Here is a 16,686-nt window from a genome sequence, read left to right as displayed (position 1 = left end):
CCCTCATTATCTTTGCGTAGCATATTTCATAATAACTTCTTGATTTGCCTCTTTGATATCAAGTATCTTTGTAAGCTTACCTTCGCACATAACCGCTATTCTATCACTCATACGTAATATTTCTGGAAGCTCTGAAGAAATCATTATTATTGATTTTCCTGCTTCAACAAGTTCATTCATTAAATTATAAATTTCACTCTTTGCACCTACATCAATTCCACGTGTAGGCTCATCAAATATTAATATATCTGCATCTTTAATTAACCACTTTGCAATTACAACTTTTTGTTGGTTCCCACCTGATAAATTTTTTACTAATTGTTTAACAGATGGTGTTTTAGTTTTGATTTTTTCTACAAACTGTTGACTTATATCTTCAATCCTTTTATCATCAACTATTATTCCTTTTGAAAAATTTTCAAGGTTAGCTAATACTGAGTTATCTGATACTGAAAGTCCTAATGCTAATCCATATCTCTTTCTATCTTCTGAAAGATATCCTATACCTGCATTTACTGCATCCGAAGTATCCTTTATATTAATTTCTTTTCCATTTACCTTTATAACTCCAGATTTTCTATGGTCAGCACCAAATATTAATCTAGCAGTTTCAGTTCTACCTGCTCCCATTAATCCTGCAAACCCTAAAATCTCACCACGTTTTAAGTTAAATGAAACATCTTTAACGTCCTTTGAGTTTAAGTTATTAACCTCTAAAACTACTTCAGCACCATCTTTAACATTACTTTTTTCTTTTTTATTAGAAGTAATATTACGGCCTACCATCAATTTGATTATTTCGCTCATTTCTGTTTCTTTAGTTTTTAGTTCCTTTATGAATTCACCATCCCTCATTACAGTAATTCTATCTGTAATTTTGAATATCTCATCCATTCTATGAGATATGTAAACCATTGCAACACCCTTATTTTTTAAGTCCTCCATTATTCTAAATAACTCTTTAGTTTCAGCTTCAGTTAATGCAGCTGTAGGTTCATCCAAAATAAGTATGTTAGATTTAAAAGAAATAGCCTTTGCAATTTCAATCATTTGTTGTTTACCAACTGAAAGATTGCCAACTATTTCTGTAGGTTTAATATTTAGCTTTAACTCTTTAAAAAGTTCCTCTGTCTTCTTATTTAAAAGTGCATCATTTAAAAAGAAACCTTCTGATTCTCTTCCAATAAAAATATTTTGAGCTGCTGTTAAATGGTTCATTAAGTTTAATTCTTGGTGAACAATTGCAATACCAGCCTCTTGAGCTTCTCTTGGATTATTAAAAACTATTTTTTTACCATTATAAGTGATTTCACCTTCATCTCTTTGATAAATTCCAGTAAGGATTTTCATCAAAGTAGACTTTCCAGCTCCATTCTCACCGGCTAATGCATTAACCTCTCCTTTTCTAAGAGTTAATGAACAACTTTTTAAAGCATGTACACCTAAAAACTTCTTGTCTATATTCTTCATTGTTAATACTACTTCATTGTTCATTTAATCACTCCTCCCCCTTATTATTGTTTGTTCTTGTTGTTTTTTTTTGTTTTTCATTGTTTACGATTTCATTATACCTATCTTTACCATATTTTACAATATAAATTTTTCATAATATTGAAAAATTTATAATTATTTAGTAAAATTATATTTAAATACCAACAGAATAAAGGAGAGATTTATATGTTAAAAGGAATACCTTCAATACTTTCACCAGAATTATTAAAAATATTAATGGAAATGGGACATGGAGATACTATAGTTATTGCAGATGGAAACTTCCCATCCAACACTTGTGGACAAAGAGTCGTTAGATTAGATGGACATAATGTTCCAGAAATTCTAGAAGCCATATTAAAACTATTTCCACTAGATACATATTCAGAAAAACCAGTATCACTTATGAGTGTTGTACCTGGAGATGATGTAGTACCAACAATTTGGGATACATACGAAACAATAATAAATAATAACTTCGATAAATTTACTTCATTTGGATTTCTACCAAGATTTGATTTCTACGAAAAAGCTAAAGAAGCTTACGCTGTAGTAGCAACATCAGAAAAGGCACTTTATGCAAACGTTATACTAACAAAAGGAGTATGTTAGTCGCGCAAGCGCAAAATGAAAGGCCTGCTAACGCAGATGGTAAAGGTTTTACTTTGTCAAAAATGAAAAGTCGACTTCGTCGAAGGAAAAGCTCTGCTGCGCAGAAGTGAAAATCTTGACTTCATCAACTGACAAGGGTCTGCTACGCAAAAGAGAAAGCCATACTAAGTATGAATTGAATTAAAAACCTACTATGAATTATAACCAAAACATCATTTGGTCACTTATTTAATACCATGTGTTTTACTAATTAAAACAGTATAAAGCTTAATATTTAAAACATAACTCAAAAAAGTCACATGCTGATCCATATAGAATCACGCATGTGACTTTTATTAATATTTTAACCTTATTAGGTAAGTTTCACCTTTTTCGTAAAGAAAACTTTTCTCTATCGTCTCAAGACACTCTTTCCCCTTCACCGAAGGTGAATTTTCACTTGCCGTAGGCACATTTCCCCTCAGCAAAGCTGATCTTTCCCTATTGTCGCTAGACAATCTTTTCATCTCACTAAAGGTGACCATTCACTTGCCGAAGGTGACTTTTCTCCTCAGCGCTAGCTGACTATCGCTCTGCCGTAGGCACTATTGGACAGTTGCGAAGCAACTCTATTCGCCTTAGATGAGCTGACTAATCGTCACTCTTTCCTACACCAGAAAGTACAAGTCCTTTGTTATGGTCTAGAGCCCAGTTAATACCCCAATCATTTTGGAATATTAGAATGTTTCTATCCTTAAAGTCCTTAACTCTCTTAGCATCAGAAGTTAAGTTTAATTTATCTACATCAATATCTTCATTTTCAATCCATCTAACATATCTGAATGGAAGTCTTTCCATCTTAATATCAACGTTGTATTCGCTCTTAAGTCTGTATTCAAGAACTTCAAATTGTAGTACCCCTACAACCCCAACGATTATTTCTTCCATACCGATGTGGTTTTCTCTGAATACTTGGATAGCCCCTTCTTGAGCTATTTGAGTAACACCTTTAACGAATTGTTTTCTCTTCATTGTATCTACTGGTCTAACTCTTGCAAAGTGTTCAGGAGCGAAAGTTGGAATTCCTTCAAACTTGAACTTCTTTGATGGTGAACATAAAGTATCTCCTATTGAGAATATACCTGGATCAAATACCCCGATAATATCTCCAGCATATGCTTCTTCAACAATTTCTCTGTTTTCAGCCATGAATTGTTGTGGTTGAGCAAGCTTTAATTTCTTACCACCTTGCATATGGAATACATCTTCACCTTTTGTAAACTTACCTGAACATATTCTCATGAAAGCAATTCTATCTCTATGAGCCTTGTTCATGTTTGCTTGAATCTTAAATACGAAAGCAGAGAACTTATCATCAAATGGGTCAATTTCTCCAATATTTGAGTTTCTAGCAAGTGGTGATGTAGTCATTTCTAAGAAGTGCTCTAGGAATGGCTCAACACCAAAGTTAGTTAAAGCTGATCCAAAGAATACAGGAGTTAATCCACCTTCTCTAACCTTATCCATATCTAGCTCGTCTCCAGCTATATCAAGAAGTTCTATATCTTCCATTAGCTTATCGTGAAGAGCTGACCCTAATATTTCTCTGAATTTTTCATCATCAACAGAACCTTCAATAGCTTCAACTTCTGTAGAACCATGGTTTCCACCATTGAATGCTATGATTCTTTGGTTTTGTCTATCATAAACACCTTTGAATTCTTTACCTGAACCTATTGGCCAGTTCATTGGATATGTCTTAATTCCAAGTTCTGATTCAATATCCTCTAATAATTGGAATGGATCTTGAGCTTCTCTATCCATCTTATTGATGAAAGTGAATATTGGCATTTCTCTTAAAGAACAAACGTGGAATAACTTTCTAGTTTGATCTTCAACCCCTTTAGCAGCGTCAACAACCATTACTGCAGAGTCAGCAGCCATAAGTGTTCTATATGTATCCTCTGAGAAGTCTTGGTGTCCTGGAGTATCAAGTATATTTATACAATGTCCAGAATAATTAAATTGCATAACAGAAGAAGTAACAGAGATACCTCTTTGCTTTTCTATTTCCATCCAGTCAGAAACAGCATGACTTGCAGCTTTTCTAGCCTTAACAGATCCAGCAAGTCTTATTGCTCCTCCGTATAATAGAAACTTTTCAGTTAATGTAGTTTTACCAGCATCAGGGTGAGAGATTATCGCAAAGGTTCTTCTCTTTTTTATCTCATTAATTAAATCAGCCAAAGTTTTATCCTCCTAAAAATATATGTAAATTTCTTATAAAAATTTCTTAAGTGAGATTCTAAATTTTAATTTAGTCAATCGAACTTACACCTACGAATGTATATGAGTAGTGTGTTTCCTAATTAAATATTATGTTTCATAACTAATAATCAAAATTTTATATTTTGTAATTGAAAGTTACATCTTCCACTATAATACAGAAGATATTTCATATTAAATAATCAAATATTACTATTTTAATTATTATATTTTTTATTATAACTTAATCATTATATACTGTTTTTATTAATATTACAAACCTAAAGAATTTTACATTTATCATAATAATATTACTTTAAATAATTATATTTTTAATTAAATTTTAACTTACCTTTATTAACATATGTTAATGATTAGTTTTCTTCATATAAAATAATTTCATCTATTAATATCTCTTTTTCATAAACTGATAATCATTAAAACTATTATATTGTAGAATAAAAGTATTAATAAATTTATGGGGGTATATGATGTTTAAACTAATAGCTATAGATATGGATGGTACTTTACTTAGAAGTGATCATACAGTATCTCAATACACAAAGGATATCTTAAAAAAATTCTCTGATAATGGTACTAGAATTGTAATTTCAACTGGTCGTCCTTTAAATGCAGTAATTCACTATATAAATGATATAGGTATTTTTTCAGATGATGATTTTGTAATTTGCAACAACGGTGCTTCTATATATTCTATAAAAGACTTCTCACCTATTTATTCAAACTATATGGATACAAATATATGTAAAGAAATATTTGATTTAGGCAAATCATTTAATGTTGCTATAGAAGCATTTAGTCATGATTTTTCTATTGCCTCTGAAAAGCATAATCATTTTGATAATGGTGATAATAACGATTTACCTTTAAAAGTCCACTATGTAGATACTTCTAATGATTTAGATAGTTTTGATAATTTATTTAAAATAATGTTTGTAGCTGATGAAGATAAGATTGATGAAATTATTCCTCTTATTCCTTCACAGTATTTAGAAAATTATAATGCAATTCACTCACTACCTAAAATATTTGAGTTCTTAAATAAGGACTGTGGAAAAGGATTTGCAATATCTAATCTTTGCAAAATACTTAATATAAATATAAATGATGTAGTTTCATTTGGCGATGCCCCTAATGACGTAGATATGATAAAAATGTGCGGTACAGGAGTAGCCATGGGTAATGCTTATGATGAAATAAAAGAAATTGCTAATTTCATTACTAAAAATAACGATGAAGATAGAGTAGTTTATTTCCTAGAACAATACTTGTAATTTTATAATATTATGTAGAATTCCACTATTAATCACTGTATAATATTGCCTTGTGTGTTATAAACATATTACTTTACTAACATCTACAAGAGGGACATAATGACTTTAAACTTTACAAAAGAAAATACTCAAACTAGAAATGTAAATATCGATTTATTGAGGACTATTTGCTCAATCTGCATTGTTATAATGCATATAATTGATTTTTATATTTTAGATTACAATTCAGTGGGGGAAGAATTTTGGACATTCATAAATTTATTTGAATCTATAATAAGATTTGCAGTTCCTATATTCTTCATGGTAAGTGGAGCTTTATTAATTAAAAACTTTAAAGAAGGATCTATAACTTTCTATAAAAAGAGATTTACTTCAATAATAGCTCCTTATATAATCATTTCTATTTTTTATTCCTTTGGTAATCAAATTTTAAAAACAAAAACAATATCACTTAAAATACTTTTTAGTAACGTCTTAAATTTTGATGCTCATTATCATTTATGGTTTTTTGGACCTTTAATTACCATCTATTTATTAGTACCTTTAATTCGTAAAACAATTAAATTTTTAGAGGCTAATAATAAACAATTTATTCTAAACACTTATTTAATAATATGGTTTATCTGCGGAATCACTCTACCTTTTATTATTAATATAATTAATTTTACAAGCATTAAATATACTATAGATATCCTTGGATACTTAGGTTACTTTATTTTAGGTTATGTTCTAAATAGTTATTTTAAAGAAAAACTAAACTTAAAGTACAAGCTTGCTATACCTACATATTTTTTAGCTATTATTATTACCTTCATAGGGAACTATCTTTATCTAAATAAGGAAACAGGCACTTATAATAATTATTTTATTAATCCAATGTCATTAAATATTTTCATAGCATCAGCTAGTATATTTATATATTTCACTAATAAAAGCTTTAATTTTAACATTAGCTTTTCTAATATTGTAAGAAGAATTGGAATGAGTAATCTTTACATATATCTATTCCATCCTATTTTTATATTATTTATAAAAGACATACTTAAAATAAACCTATTGTCTGGAAATCTATACTTTAAATGCTTTTTGGCAATTGCTATAGTTACTTTTAGCACTATAACTTTTTCAGTTATATTAGATAGCATACTTAATATAATTAAATACAAAGAAGGTTTTAACTTTAAATATATTATAAAAAAGTCACCAGAAATAGCTTAAACATGCTTAATTTTTTCAGTATATAATTCCATAATTTTCTGTTACTTTTTATTTTATTATTTATTTAAAAAGGATTTTTACCATATTATGTAGAATTATATATTTGCATAAATACAGTAAAGGAAGGCATGGATTATGAACTTAAACTCAAAAAAATTTCAAAATATATTAATTGTAGTCTTAGTATTAGCATTAGTTCTAACATTTTCTATAGATGCAATACAAGCTAGTATTGATAGAAATGAGTCAACTTCTATTAAAGAAAGACCACCTATCAAAAATACTCTTAAGGATTATGTAGTAGAAAAGGAAGAAGAACCTCTTTATGAGATCGAGGTAGATACTGAAAGTGAAACTGAAGAAGTTATTGAAGAAGTAACTGATACTCCTGAAGACTATGTAACTCCTGATAATACATATGAAGAAGATTATGATAATAACATAGATGATGGTTCTGGTAATGAAGGTGATAGTAATGGTGATCAAGGTGAAGGAACACCTACTCCACCAGTTGTGACTCCTCCTGTTGTAACTCCACCAGTAGTTACACCTCCAGAAGTTACTCCACCAACTGAACCAACTCCAGATCCAGAGCCAGATCCGGAACCAACTCCTGACCCTGAACCAACTCCTGACCCAGAACCTGCTCCAGATCCTTCACCAACTCCTGAAGATACTCCTGATCAAGAGAGTACTCCAGAACAATAGCCACTTGCCTATGATACTAATCATAAAACGCATTAGTATCATAGGCAATTTTTTATTAACACTATTGATTTATTACCAATAAAATATACCTCTGAGGTAAACCTATTTTATGGATTTACCTCAGAGGCACATTGGCAACTCATATCGACAACTAACTAATTTGGATAGCTCTTTAAAACTTCCACTTTACCTTTTACTGTATACTTTCCTAGGTTTGCAGGAATTAAGAAACTATCACCCTTCTTAATCTTTTCAGAGAAGTTTTCACCTTCGATAACTCCTTCTCCTTCAACGCAAGTTAGAATGAAGAATTTCTCTTTATTACTCTCATCTGTCCATTCAGTAGATATATCAAACTTTTCAACTCCAAAGTATTCACTATCACAGAATTCAACCTTCTTAAATCCATCAAATTCCTTAACTTCATTGTTTGAAAGGTTTATTGCTTCTAAGTCAAAGTTTATTACATCTAATGACTTTTCTACATGAATTTCTCTTGGTCTTCCGTAATCATACACTCTATAAGTTATGTCTGAATTTTGTTGAATTTCTGCAATTACTAATCCTTCGCAGATAGCATGTACCAATCCACTATTAATTAAGAAGAAATCACCTTTTTTAACTTCTATTATATTAAGATAGTCTTCGCTCTTTCCTTCTTCAATAGCTTTTGCAAAAGTAGCTTTATCACAATTCTTTGTTCCAACTATTAATTTTGCACCTGGTTTTGCATCAACAACATACCAGCTTTCAGTTTTTCCTAAAGAGTTTTCATGAGTTTTTGCATATTCATCTCCTGGATGAACTTGAACTGAAAGTTTTTCCTTAGAATTGATAAGCTTAACTAATAGAGGGAATTTTTCTGTACTAACCTTTGTCCCTACTAAATCATGTCCTAACTCATCTATTATTTCTAAGAAAGTCTTACCTTTTAATTCTCCATTGGCAACTACTCCAGTTCCATTTTCATGACAGCTTACATCCCAAGTTTCACCGATTTCTCCTTCTGGTAAGTTGTCTCTAAAGTTCTCGAAGTCTCTTCCTCCCCAAATCTTTTCAAAATATATGTTTTCAAATCTAATTGGATACATACATAAACACCCCTTTTACTATAGTAATTTAAAGTTTTCTTTACAAATTAGCTCGCAAGCTTTTCTTCATTTATTACAATTTCTTCTTTACCTACAAAAATATTTTCTATAGGCTTTTGAACTATATTTATCATAGGTCCTAGCAATACAGTTGCTAATATAGTTCCTATTCCTATTGGTCCTTTTACAATTAATGCAAGGACTATACATATAAAATCTACTATTAACTTTATAGTTCCTAGCTTTATCTTATATGTTTCAGAAAGTGTAAGTACTAGATAATCTATTGCATTTGGTGGCAATTTAGCTAGTAAATATATTGATATTCCAATTGCAAGAATTACAATTGCTAATAAAAATACTAAATACTTAGAAACTAAACTATTGATAACTATTGGTTCTGTTATCTTAATCCATATTTCAATAAATACTCCAACTATATATGCAGTTATAAAACTAAATATATTAGGAATCTTTTTATTTACTATAGATGCAATTATAAGCGCTATTAAAGAGCTCACTGCAACCCAAAAGCTTAGGTTCCCTCCAAACTTTGACTGTAAACCAAAATTTATTGAGTCAAATGACCCATTTCCGATATCAGCCTTTGCAATTAACGCTACGCCTAACGTTAAAATAATTATGCCTAGTAAAAATGTTGCGTATCTTTTTATTTTTTTCATTTGTCCATCCCCTTATAATAATTCACCCACATACATAATACTATTTAAAGGGGTATTATATCAATATATATTTGTCTATACACTGAGCTACAGTTTCAACTACATGAGTAGTTTTTTTCTGTAAACCTTCTTCTGCATAAGTAAATGTAAATGAATTTTTAGTAACTTGGAACATAGAATCATCATTCCACGAATCACCTATTGTATAAACATTATCCATATGTAAATCTACAATTTCACTTACACACTTAACCCCATGACCTTTAGAACATCCCTTTGGAACTATATCTAAAAATATTGTATTTCTATAACACTCCACATAGTCACCATAATTATTATTTATGTAATCAGCAACCTTTTGAATTTCTTCTACTGGATACTTATTAAAATTAGCAGCCATTAAAGTAAAAGTTTCATTTTTAACATTTTCTATTTCATCAAGATTTTTTACATAGACCCTTTCATCCTTGTAATTTAATCCATAAACTAAATTTTTAATTATCATTCTAATTTTGATTTTTAATTTTGTAAGCTTTGAAACTATAGCATAGGATTTAAAGCCTGTTTGAATAGATACCATATCAGTATACTTTTTTATATAAGCTAATATTTCTTTAGTAGCTTTATAATCAAGATCACTTTTATGAATTATTTCAGCCTTATCATCAAGGATTAATGCTCCATTATTTAAAATAAAATAATCTGGTCTTATATCCATCTCTTTGATGATATTCTCTATTTCGTTATAAGCTCTTCCTGTTGAAAGAGAAAAAATCCCTCCATTAGTTTTAAACTTTTTTAATGCCTTTTTATTTTCATCTGAAACCTTTCCCTTAAATAAAAGAGTTCCATCTAAATCACTTGCTAACATCTTTCTCATTTTTTACCCTCATCCCCAGTTTTTATATTTAATTTTATAATCTTACAGGTACATTATTTTAAAATATATTTATGAATGCACTCTGCAACAGTTTCAACTATGTAATTTGTCTTAGTTTTCAACGCCTCTTCTGCATATGTAAAGGTAAAGGATTTATCAGTTACTTCAAACATAGAATCATCATTCCATGAGTCACCTATAACGTAGACATCCTTAATATGAATACCTTCTTCTTTGCTTACCCACTTAACTCCAGAGCCTTTTGAACATCCAATAGGTACAATATCTATAAATCTTGTGTTTCTATATGCAATAACATAATTTCCATAATTATCATTTACATAATCACAAGCATCTTGTACTACATTAACATCAACCCTTGGAAGGAATAAGGATATTGCAGCAATCTTTTCTTTATCCTCTTCAAAAACCTCGTCTAAGTTGTCTATTAGTTCTAAATTTTTAAAAGTAGAATCTATATCAGATATAAAAGCAGCTTCAGCACCTTTACTCTTTAAGTCTATTGGATAAGTTCTAAAACCAGTTTCTACAGAAATTAAAACCTCATCATTATCCATATCATTAAAAATACTTTTTACTACATTAAAAGGAATAAATTCTCTATGAACTATTTCTTCACTTCCTGTAATGATTAGTGCCCCATTATTTAAAATTAAATAATCAGGTTCAACCTTTAATTCCTCTATAACCTTTTCAACACCATTGTAAGGTCGTCCAGTTGAAATAGCAAAAACTCCTCCAGCTTCCTTAAAACTTCTAATGGCCTCTTTATTCTCTTCTGAAATCTTATTATCAAATATCAAAGTTTTATCAAGATCACTAGCCAATAATATTCTCATAAAATCACCTCGATTAACATTATAACATATTTATTTTCACCAATTGTCATGAATTAAATCTTATATCTTAGCAATACTAAGTTTATAGGAAACTTAATATTAATTTAATTAATATTAGTGAATCTTATGTAAATTTTATTTGAAAATTTCAGTTAGGAGGGATTTTTATGAGTTCTAAAATAACAAAAGAAAATGCCGAAATAGAAAAATCTTATGATAAAAACCGTGATTACCTTCCAAGGGCAAGAACTTGGTACAAACCTGACCCATCTGAATTAGTTAGTGAAGCTCCTGATGGAAGTAAAACAAAACTACCTAATCCATTAAAAGATCCTATAGTATGTAATAACATAGCTTGTAATGAGTTTGATTATACTGAAGGACCTTACTTAGATGATGAATTAGATTTAAATCCAAGACAATAATTTTCCAGAACAATATGTTATAGATGATAAGTGACAGATTGCAAACTTCAGATGCCTAATGGCAAATGACAAATTTAAAATAAAACATAACAAATGCTAAGTAGCAAATTAAAAATGACAATATGCCAGTAACAATTTTCAAATAATAAGTTAAAGATAACAAATCACAGATTACAAAATATAATTGATAATCGTCAATTTAAAAATATGGAGGTGTCTCTATTGGCAAAATCAAATAATAAACAAAATAGAACTGACGGAACTATAACATCTGCTGGAATTAAATTTCCTACTTCTATGAGCAATGTAAATAATCCAACATCTGCTTATAGTTATACTGATGAAAAGAAAATAGAAGAGCATGCTAAGCAAAATAAAAGATTTTAATTAATTCAAATAATAAATATCTTCTCTAATTATAAAAAAAGCAAATGGCAAGTTAAAGATTATTTATATCTTTGACTTGCCATTTTACTTTTATTCTTTATCATAATTTTTTATTAATGTAATCAAGTTAATTTCAGGTCTATTAAAAAGTCTAAATCGCATAAATTCATAGGTTCCTCCTGCTCCTAATCCCCTTGTTACATATTGTCTTATTCCCCCTACTTCTGTTAGCCCACTTACTCTATCTTGTGATGGAAAATATGCTGCTTTATTTATATCTGGTATAAACAACGCTCCTATCCCTGGTATTCTCCACTGTCCACCATGATAATGTGCTGCCAATACTAGTTCGTATTGTGATAAGTGTTGCCTATAGTTCTCATCATCAAATACACTTTCCATTGGATAATGAGTTACAGCTATGTTTATAGCATTATTATCATATTCATTATTAGTTATTACATCTAATTGTTCCTTATACAAAAGCTCTGATACCCAAAGAGAACTATCTCCTCTTTTTATTTCATATGCTTCATTTAGAAGTTTAACTCCTAAACTTTTAAGTCTCTCCCCTGCTTCACTTAAAGTTTTTTCATTATTATATACTCTTCTATGTCTTCCATTAAAGTCACTACTTAAAAAATTAGTAAAACCAGTATCATTTTCAAAAGGAAATGGTCCATGGTTTCCAGGTGTATAAAAAACATACTCCTTATTATTAATACCTTCTAATAATGTAATAAAATTCTCATATCCTTCTTCATCATTATCTTGCATATCACCACAAATAGCTATCATATCAAAATTCTGTTCATTAATTATATTTATAAGATCTTCTTGATTTTCTCCAAAACTTTTACTATGAAGATCTGCTAATTGTAAAATAGTAAATCCATCAAATTCTTTTGGTAAGTTCTCTATTTTAATCTCTTCTGTAACAATACTTATTTGATTATTATTATAAATATTATAAATAATAATTCCTGCAGTAAGTGCAACTATTGATATTAAAACAATAACTTTAATTCTTACTTTAATCATCTCCTTATTTTCTTAATCTTTATATAAAATTGTTGTTTTCATAGTTTCCCTTGAAGAACTCACTTCTTTATGATACCATATTATTACATATTTTAAATATTTTTCTAAACAGTTTTATGAAATTCAATATATATTCATTAACTACAGAAAAATTTCATAAAAACGGAGGCATATTGATGGAAAACTTAAAAAAGCTTAAACCGACAAAAGAACTTTGGATAAAAATTAAATGGATACTTTCTCACGCAAAACCTGTAATACCTTATTTAATATTTTCAATAATAGTTAATGCTATCTTTGCAATTATAGGAATATATAATGTAGTTGTTTCGAAATCACTTATAGATTCAGCTATTGGAGGAAATAGTCAAGAAGTTATTAAATGGCTAGTTATTATGGTTTGTATAAGTTTATTTTCAATGTTATCAAGTCCAGTAACATCATTTATGAGTACTCATTCATCTATGAAGTTAAACCAAGGTATACAAAGAAAAATATATAAACATATAGAATATTCAGATTGGCTTGAACAAAGTAAATTTCACTCTGTTAGCTTACTTACAAGAGTAACATCTGATGTAGGAAATATTAGTTCTGCATTGCTTGGGACAATCCCTAGTCTTGTATCTTTAACTATAACCTTAGTTGGATCTTTTTATACACTTATTAATTGGGCTCCATCCATAGCATTAGCTGCAGTATTTATCGGACCATTCTTAATATTAATAGGTAGAATTTTTAGTAGTAAGCTAAAAGCTCTTTATAAAGAATCACAAGAAATAGATGTTAAATACAGATCATTTATGCAAGAATCAATACAAAACATTATGATTGTAAAAACCTTCTGTATGGAAAATATAAACCTTAACAAATTAATAGGAATACAAAATGAAAAATATAAAATAGGTATGAAAAATACTAAACTTTCAGTTATGACTTCAATGTCAATGAGCTTCTGCTCATCATTAGCTTACTTCACAATCTTTGGATGGGGAGTTTTAAATATAGCTAAAGGGGTAACTACCTACGGTACATTTACAGGTATGCTTCAATTATACAACAAGGTACAATCTCCATTCTCATCATTAGCTAGTATGATACCTGGACTAATATCAACTATTGCAGCTACTGAAAGACTTATGGAAATAGAAGCTATTCCACTTGAAAAAATGTCTCCAATAAATATTTCAAATGAATTCACTAATCCAGATATCGAGTTTGAAAATGTTTCATTTGGATATAAAGAAACTAGCACTATTATAAATGATATAAACTTAACTATAGAATCAGGAGAAACAATTGCCTTTGTTGGACCATCAGGCGAAGGAAAAACTACACTTATAAGAATGATTTTAGCTCTTATAAACCCGACAAAAGGTAAGGTAACACTTACTGAAGGAAATGTTAGAAAAGAACTTACAAGAGACTATAGAGAAATAATCTCATATGTTCCACAAGGAAATACATTATTCTCTGGAACTATTGCAGACAATCTTAGATTCGGTAATCCAGATGCTACAGAAGAAGAAATGATAGAAGCTTTAGAAAATGCCTGTGCCTTAGATTTCGTTAATCAACTAGAAGATGGTCTAGAATCACTAGTAGGAGAAAGAGGAGTAGGAATCTCAGAAGGACAAGCCCAAAGAATAGCAATAGCAAGATCATTCTTAAGAAAGAAACCAATCCTAATACTTGATGAAGCAACATCAGCATTAGACCCTGAAACAGAAGTTAACGTATTAAAATCAGTACGCTCACTAGAAAATAAACCAACTTGCATAATAATAACTCACAGACCTTCTGCTCTTAATATTTGTAATAGAATTATCAGACTGCAAAAAGGTACTATCCGTGAAGTTGATAAAGAAAGTATATTAGAAGTAGCAAGTGAATTAGTATAGCTTTATTAAACTTAATAATCCTTAATTATAAAAAAGAAACCACCAAAAATATATTTAAAATATTTTTGGTGGTTTTATAATTAGCTATCTATTATTTCTTCCAAGGAAACTTATTTTTTATACTGTTAATAGCATCTTTAACAGCTTGTTCCATAGCTTTTTGAGCCTCGAGCTTTAACTCTTCAATCTTATTTTGAATTGCATCATTTATCTCAGCTCTGATAGATTCTATTCTCTCATTAATAACATCTCTAACTGCTCTCTTAGCTGCGTTTGCAACTATTTCTTCATAGTTAATTGAAGATAAATCTGGAGTTTCGTATCCTTTTCCTACTAGAGCTAATAATTCAATATTGAGTCTTATTTTTACACCACTTCTCTTCCATGCTGTAAAAGTATAGGTTGGATTATACCAAGGACCTGTTTTATCATATTCGCAATAAGTAGTAATTTTTTCTAACTGCGATGCATTATAAATATAATTAATAGTATTTTTTGAAACCTCTTCTTTAGATGATTGAAGTATATCACCAGCTGTAGGTATTTTAACCATATTCATAATATCATCAACTGCATATTCTACAGTTCTATCTATAATATCATTAACTAAATCACTTGTTAAAACCTTTTCTACAATACCACTATCTAGAACACCATCCAAAATTTTTTCAACTACTCCAGCTATATTTATACTATCTGGTATATTGGCTTGAGAAACGGCATTTTCTACTAATCCAATTATTATCGGCCTAACCATTGCTTTAATTCCATCAGCCGTAAGAATAGTATCAACTGCTGCATTAACTCCTGATTGTACTGTAGTAGTTACAGTACTGTTAATTCCATCGATAATTTTGTCAATCCCTAAGTCACTAAAGTCAAGCTTATCTACTTCTTCGTAAACTATTGTTTCTAGTTTGTCTTTTGATACTGGATCATTTTCAGTAGCAAATACTGTAGTAGGTAATATTCCTACTGTCATAACCCCCGCTAAAACTCCTGCTAATACATTTTTTCTTAAATTAAATCTCATACCTTCTCCTATAATTATAAATTTATTTACAATAGTCTTAGACTCATTGTATCAAATTAAAATTAATAAATGTTTAAATAATATTTACCATTTATTTACATTTATAATTGTATCATCTTTTCCTAATTTATTCACCATTATTCATTGTAAAAAATATTAGTTTATTCAACAGCAATAGATGTTGATTTTTCTGAGTATATTAACTTATTAACCTTTATGTATCTAATTATTTTTTATAACTTTTATATAATTAAAATTTTAGTTATATAAATAAAATACTATAATTAAACATATCTCTATCTATAATATATTAAATAGGAATTTCCTATCTCCTATCATTTCTTTAGTTCATAATCTTCCATATAAAATTATCTATAAAAAAATAAAAACCCCTGAATAATCAGAGGCCTTTATCATTTTAGCTAAGTCCAAAGCAACAACAAGCTTCATTCCCTGGCCCATGCTCTGGACAAGGTACTCCTGTATATCCATGTGTTTTACCACTTGCAGCTCCATCATCAGCATGATCATTAACAGATCCTTTGCACTCTCCCTCAGTTGCATGACAATATCCACTATGAACTGGTGGTTTGTATTCTGCCCAATCATCACTTCTGGTATTTTCTACTCATAAAACCATTAACTCAGGATTATTCCATTTTTTCATTATTATTACCTCCATAAACTCTTTTATTTTTGGCTCTGTTAGACAATAATGTTGATATGTGCATATAAGTCTTAAATAGTGTTATAATATAGATAATAACACTATCGGAGGTAAGATTTATGGCAACTCTTTCAAATATAAAGTCAGATA

Annotated in this window: 16 protein-coding genes; 7 read left to right on the top strand and 9 right to left on the bottom strand. The window is 29.4% G+C overall.

The features are described 5' to 3' along the window. Positions 1-6 precede the first annotated feature (6 nt). Positions 7-1,494 (bottom strand): sugar ABC transporter ATP-binding protein, encoded by a 1,488-nt coding sequence (locus tag LQE93_RS10785; RefSeq protein ID WP_055266159.1) that lies wholly within the window; start codon positions 1,492-1,494, stop codon positions 7-9. Between the two features lie 183 nt (positions 1,495-1,677). On the opposite strand from LQE93_RS10785, the gene LQE93_RS10780 reads away from it, so the two are divergent. Then, positions 1,678-2,103 (top strand): RbsD/FucU family protein, encoded by a 426-nt coding sequence (locus LQE93_RS10780; protein ID WP_055266157.1) that lies wholly within the window; start codon positions 1,678-1,680, stop codon positions 2,101-2,103. Positions 2,104-2,733: 630 nt separating this feature from the next. On the opposite strand, the gene LQE93_RS10775 is transcribed toward LQE93_RS10780, so the two are convergent. Then, entirely contained in the window at positions 2,734-4,329 is a 1,596-nt protein-coding gene (locus tag LQE93_RS10775) for a peptide chain release factor 3 (RefSeq protein WP_055266155.1), read from the bottom strand. A 509-nt stretch (positions 4,330-4,838) separates the two neighbouring features. Here LQE93_RS10775 and LQE93_RS10770 point away from each other — a divergent pair. The 3 genes from LQE93_RS10770 (at position 4,839) to LQE93_RS10760 (ending at position 7,568) form a co-directional block, all read left to right on the top strand. Beyond that, a complete protein-coding gene (locus LQE93_RS10770) occupies positions 4,839-5,642 on the top strand; it encodes a Cof-type HAD-IIB family hydrolase (protein WP_231073574.1) in 804 nt (267 codons plus the stop codon). Between the two features lie 99 nt (positions 5,643-5,741). Then, positions 5,742-6,860 carry an acyltransferase gene (locus tag LQE93_RS10765; protein WP_231073572.1) on the top strand — a complete coding sequence of 373 codons (1,119 nt, stop codon included), beginning with the start codon at positions 5,742-5,744 and terminating at the stop codon, positions 6,858-6,860. 135 nt (positions 6,861-6,995) lie between these two features. Further along, entirely contained in the window at positions 6,996-7,568 is a 573-nt protein-coding gene (locus LQE93_RS10760) for a hypothetical protein (RefSeq protein ID WP_231073571.1), read from the top strand. Between the two features lie 155 nt (positions 7,569-7,723). Here the strand turns inward: LQE93_RS10760 and manA are convergent, their stop codons facing one another. From manA to LQE93_RS10740, 4 genes are read right to left on the bottom strand one after another with little or no spacing between them, the layout of a single operon-like run. Continuing rightward, positions 7,724-8,659 (bottom strand): mannose-6-phosphate isomerase, class I, encoded by a 936-nt coding sequence (gene manA, locus LQE93_RS10755; protein WP_231073569.1) that lies wholly within the window; start codon positions 8,657-8,659, stop codon positions 7,724-7,726. Positions 8,660-8,706: 47 nt separating this feature from the next. Continuing rightward, on the bottom strand, positions 8,707-9,342 hold the full coding sequence (locus LQE93_RS10750; RefSeq protein ID WP_055266147.1) for a YczE/YyaS/YitT family protein: 636 nt from the start codon (positions 9,340-9,342) through the stop codon (positions 8,707-8,709). 55 nt (positions 9,343-9,397) lie between these two features. After that, positions 9,398-10,222 carry an HAD-IIB family hydrolase gene (locus tag LQE93_RS10745; RefSeq protein ID WP_231073566.1) on the bottom strand — a complete coding sequence of 275 codons (825 nt, stop codon included), beginning with the start codon at positions 10,220-10,222 and terminating at the stop codon, positions 9,398-9,400. Positions 10,223-10,275: 53 nt separating this feature from the next. Beyond that, on the bottom strand, positions 10,276-11,082 hold the full coding sequence (locus LQE93_RS10740; RefSeq protein ID WP_231073565.1) for an HAD-IIB family hydrolase: 807 nt from the start codon (positions 11,080-11,082) through the stop codon (positions 10,276-10,278). Between the two features lie 167 nt (positions 11,083-11,249). Here LQE93_RS10740 and LQE93_RS10735 point away from each other — a divergent pair, with 167 nt between their 5' ends. Together LQE93_RS10735 and LQE93_RS10730 are read left to right on the top strand one after the other, a co-directional pair. Further along, the gene (locus LQE93_RS10735) at positions 11,250-11,507 is read left to right on the top strand and encodes a hypothetical protein (RefSeq protein WP_231073563.1); all 258 of its coding nucleotides are present in this window, start codon (positions 11,250-11,252) and stop codon (positions 11,505-11,507) included. 222 nt (positions 11,508-11,729) lie between these two features. Next, on the top strand, positions 11,730-11,894 hold the full coding sequence (locus LQE93_RS10730) for a hypothetical protein (RefSeq protein WP_156334262.1): 165 nt from the start codon (positions 11,730-11,732) through the stop codon (positions 11,892-11,894). A gap of 90 nt (positions 11,895-11,984) precedes the next feature. Here the strand turns inward: LQE93_RS10730 and LQE93_RS10725 are convergent, their stop codons facing one another. Continuing rightward, positions 11,985-12,935 (bottom strand): metallophosphoesterase, encoded by a 951-nt coding sequence (locus tag LQE93_RS10725; protein ID WP_231073562.1) that lies wholly within the window; start codon positions 12,933-12,935, stop codon positions 11,985-11,987. A gap of 176 nt (positions 12,936-13,111) precedes the next feature. Between LQE93_RS10725 and LQE93_RS10720 the strand changes: the two genes are divergently transcribed. Then, positions 13,112-14,836 (top strand): ABC transporter ATP-binding protein, encoded by a 1,725-nt coding sequence (locus LQE93_RS10720; RefSeq protein WP_231073561.1) that lies wholly within the window; start codon positions 13,112-13,114, stop codon positions 14,834-14,836. Between the two features lie 91 nt (positions 14,837-14,927). Here the strand turns inward: LQE93_RS10720 and LQE93_RS10715 are convergent, their stop codons facing one another. Further along, positions 14,928-15,869, bottom strand: coding sequence for a hypothetical protein (locus LQE93_RS10715; RefSeq protein ID WP_231073559.1), 942 nt, complete (start codon positions 15,867-15,869; stop codon positions 14,928-14,930). 372 nt (positions 15,870-16,241) lie between these two features. After that, a complete protein-coding gene (locus LQE93_RS10710) occupies positions 16,242-16,478 on the bottom strand; it encodes a hypothetical protein (protein ID WP_231073557.1) in 237 nt (78 codons plus the stop codon). Between the last annotated feature and the right edge of the window lie 208 nt (positions 16,479-16,686).

This window comes from Clostridium sp. NSJ-145 (assembly GCF_021044725.1).
Taxonomy (GTDB): domain Bacteria; phylum Bacillota; class Clostridia; order Clostridiales; family Clostridiaceae; genus Clostridium; species Clostridium disporicum_B.
This window is presented reverse-complemented; position numbering and strand designations above follow the sequence as displayed.

Coding starts and splice junctions, on each gene's coding strand:
- LQE93_RS10785 (WP_055266159.1), bottom strand. CDS start 1,494: ATGAACAATGAAGTAGTATTAACAATGAAGAATATAGACAAGAAGTTT.
- LQE93_RS10780 (WP_055266157.1), top strand. CDS start 1,678: ATGTTAAAAGGAATACCTTCAATACTTTCACCAGAATTATTAAAAATA.
- LQE93_RS10770 (WP_231073574.1), top strand. CDS start 4,839: ATGTTTAAACTAATAGCTATAGATATGGATGGTACTTTACTTAGAAGT.
- LQE93_RS10765 (WP_231073572.1), top strand. CDS start 5,742: ATGACTTTAAACTTTACAAAAGAAAATACTCAAACTAGAAATGTAAAT.
- LQE93_RS10760 (WP_231073571.1), top strand. CDS start 6,996: ATGAACTTAAACTCAAAAAAATTTCAAAATATATTAATTGTAGTCTTA.
- manA (WP_231073569.1), bottom strand. CDS start 8,659: ATGTATCCAATTAGATTTGAAAACATATATTTTGAAAAGATTTGGGGA.
- LQE93_RS10750 (WP_055266147.1), bottom strand. CDS start 9,342: ATGAAAAAAATAAAAAGATACGCAACATTTTTACTAGGCATAATTATT.
- LQE93_RS10745 (WP_231073566.1), bottom strand. CDS start 10,222: ATGAGAAAGATGTTAGCAAGTGATTTAGATGGAACTCTTTTATTTAAG.
- LQE93_RS10740 (WP_231073565.1), bottom strand. CDS start 11,082: ATGAGAATATTATTGGCTAGTGATCTTGATAAAACTTTGATATTTGAT.
- LQE93_RS10735 (WP_231073563.1), top strand. CDS start 11,250: ATGAGTTCTAAAATAACAAAAGAAAATGCCGAAATAGAAAAATCTTAT.
- LQE93_RS10725 (WP_231073562.1), bottom strand. CDS start 12,935: ATGATTAAAGTAAGAATTAAAGTTATTGTTTTAATATCAATAGTTGCA.
- LQE93_RS10720 (WP_231073561.1), top strand. CDS start 13,112: ATGGAAAACTTAAAAAAGCTTAAACCGACAAAAGAACTTTGGATAAAA.
- LQE93_RS10715 (WP_231073559.1), bottom strand. CDS start 15,869: ATGAGATTTAATTTAAGAAAAAATGTATTAGCAGGAGTTTTAGCGGGG.
- LQE93_RS10710 (WP_231073557.1), bottom strand. CDS start 16,478: ATGATTGGGCAGAATACAAACCACCAGTTCATAGTGGATATTGTCATG.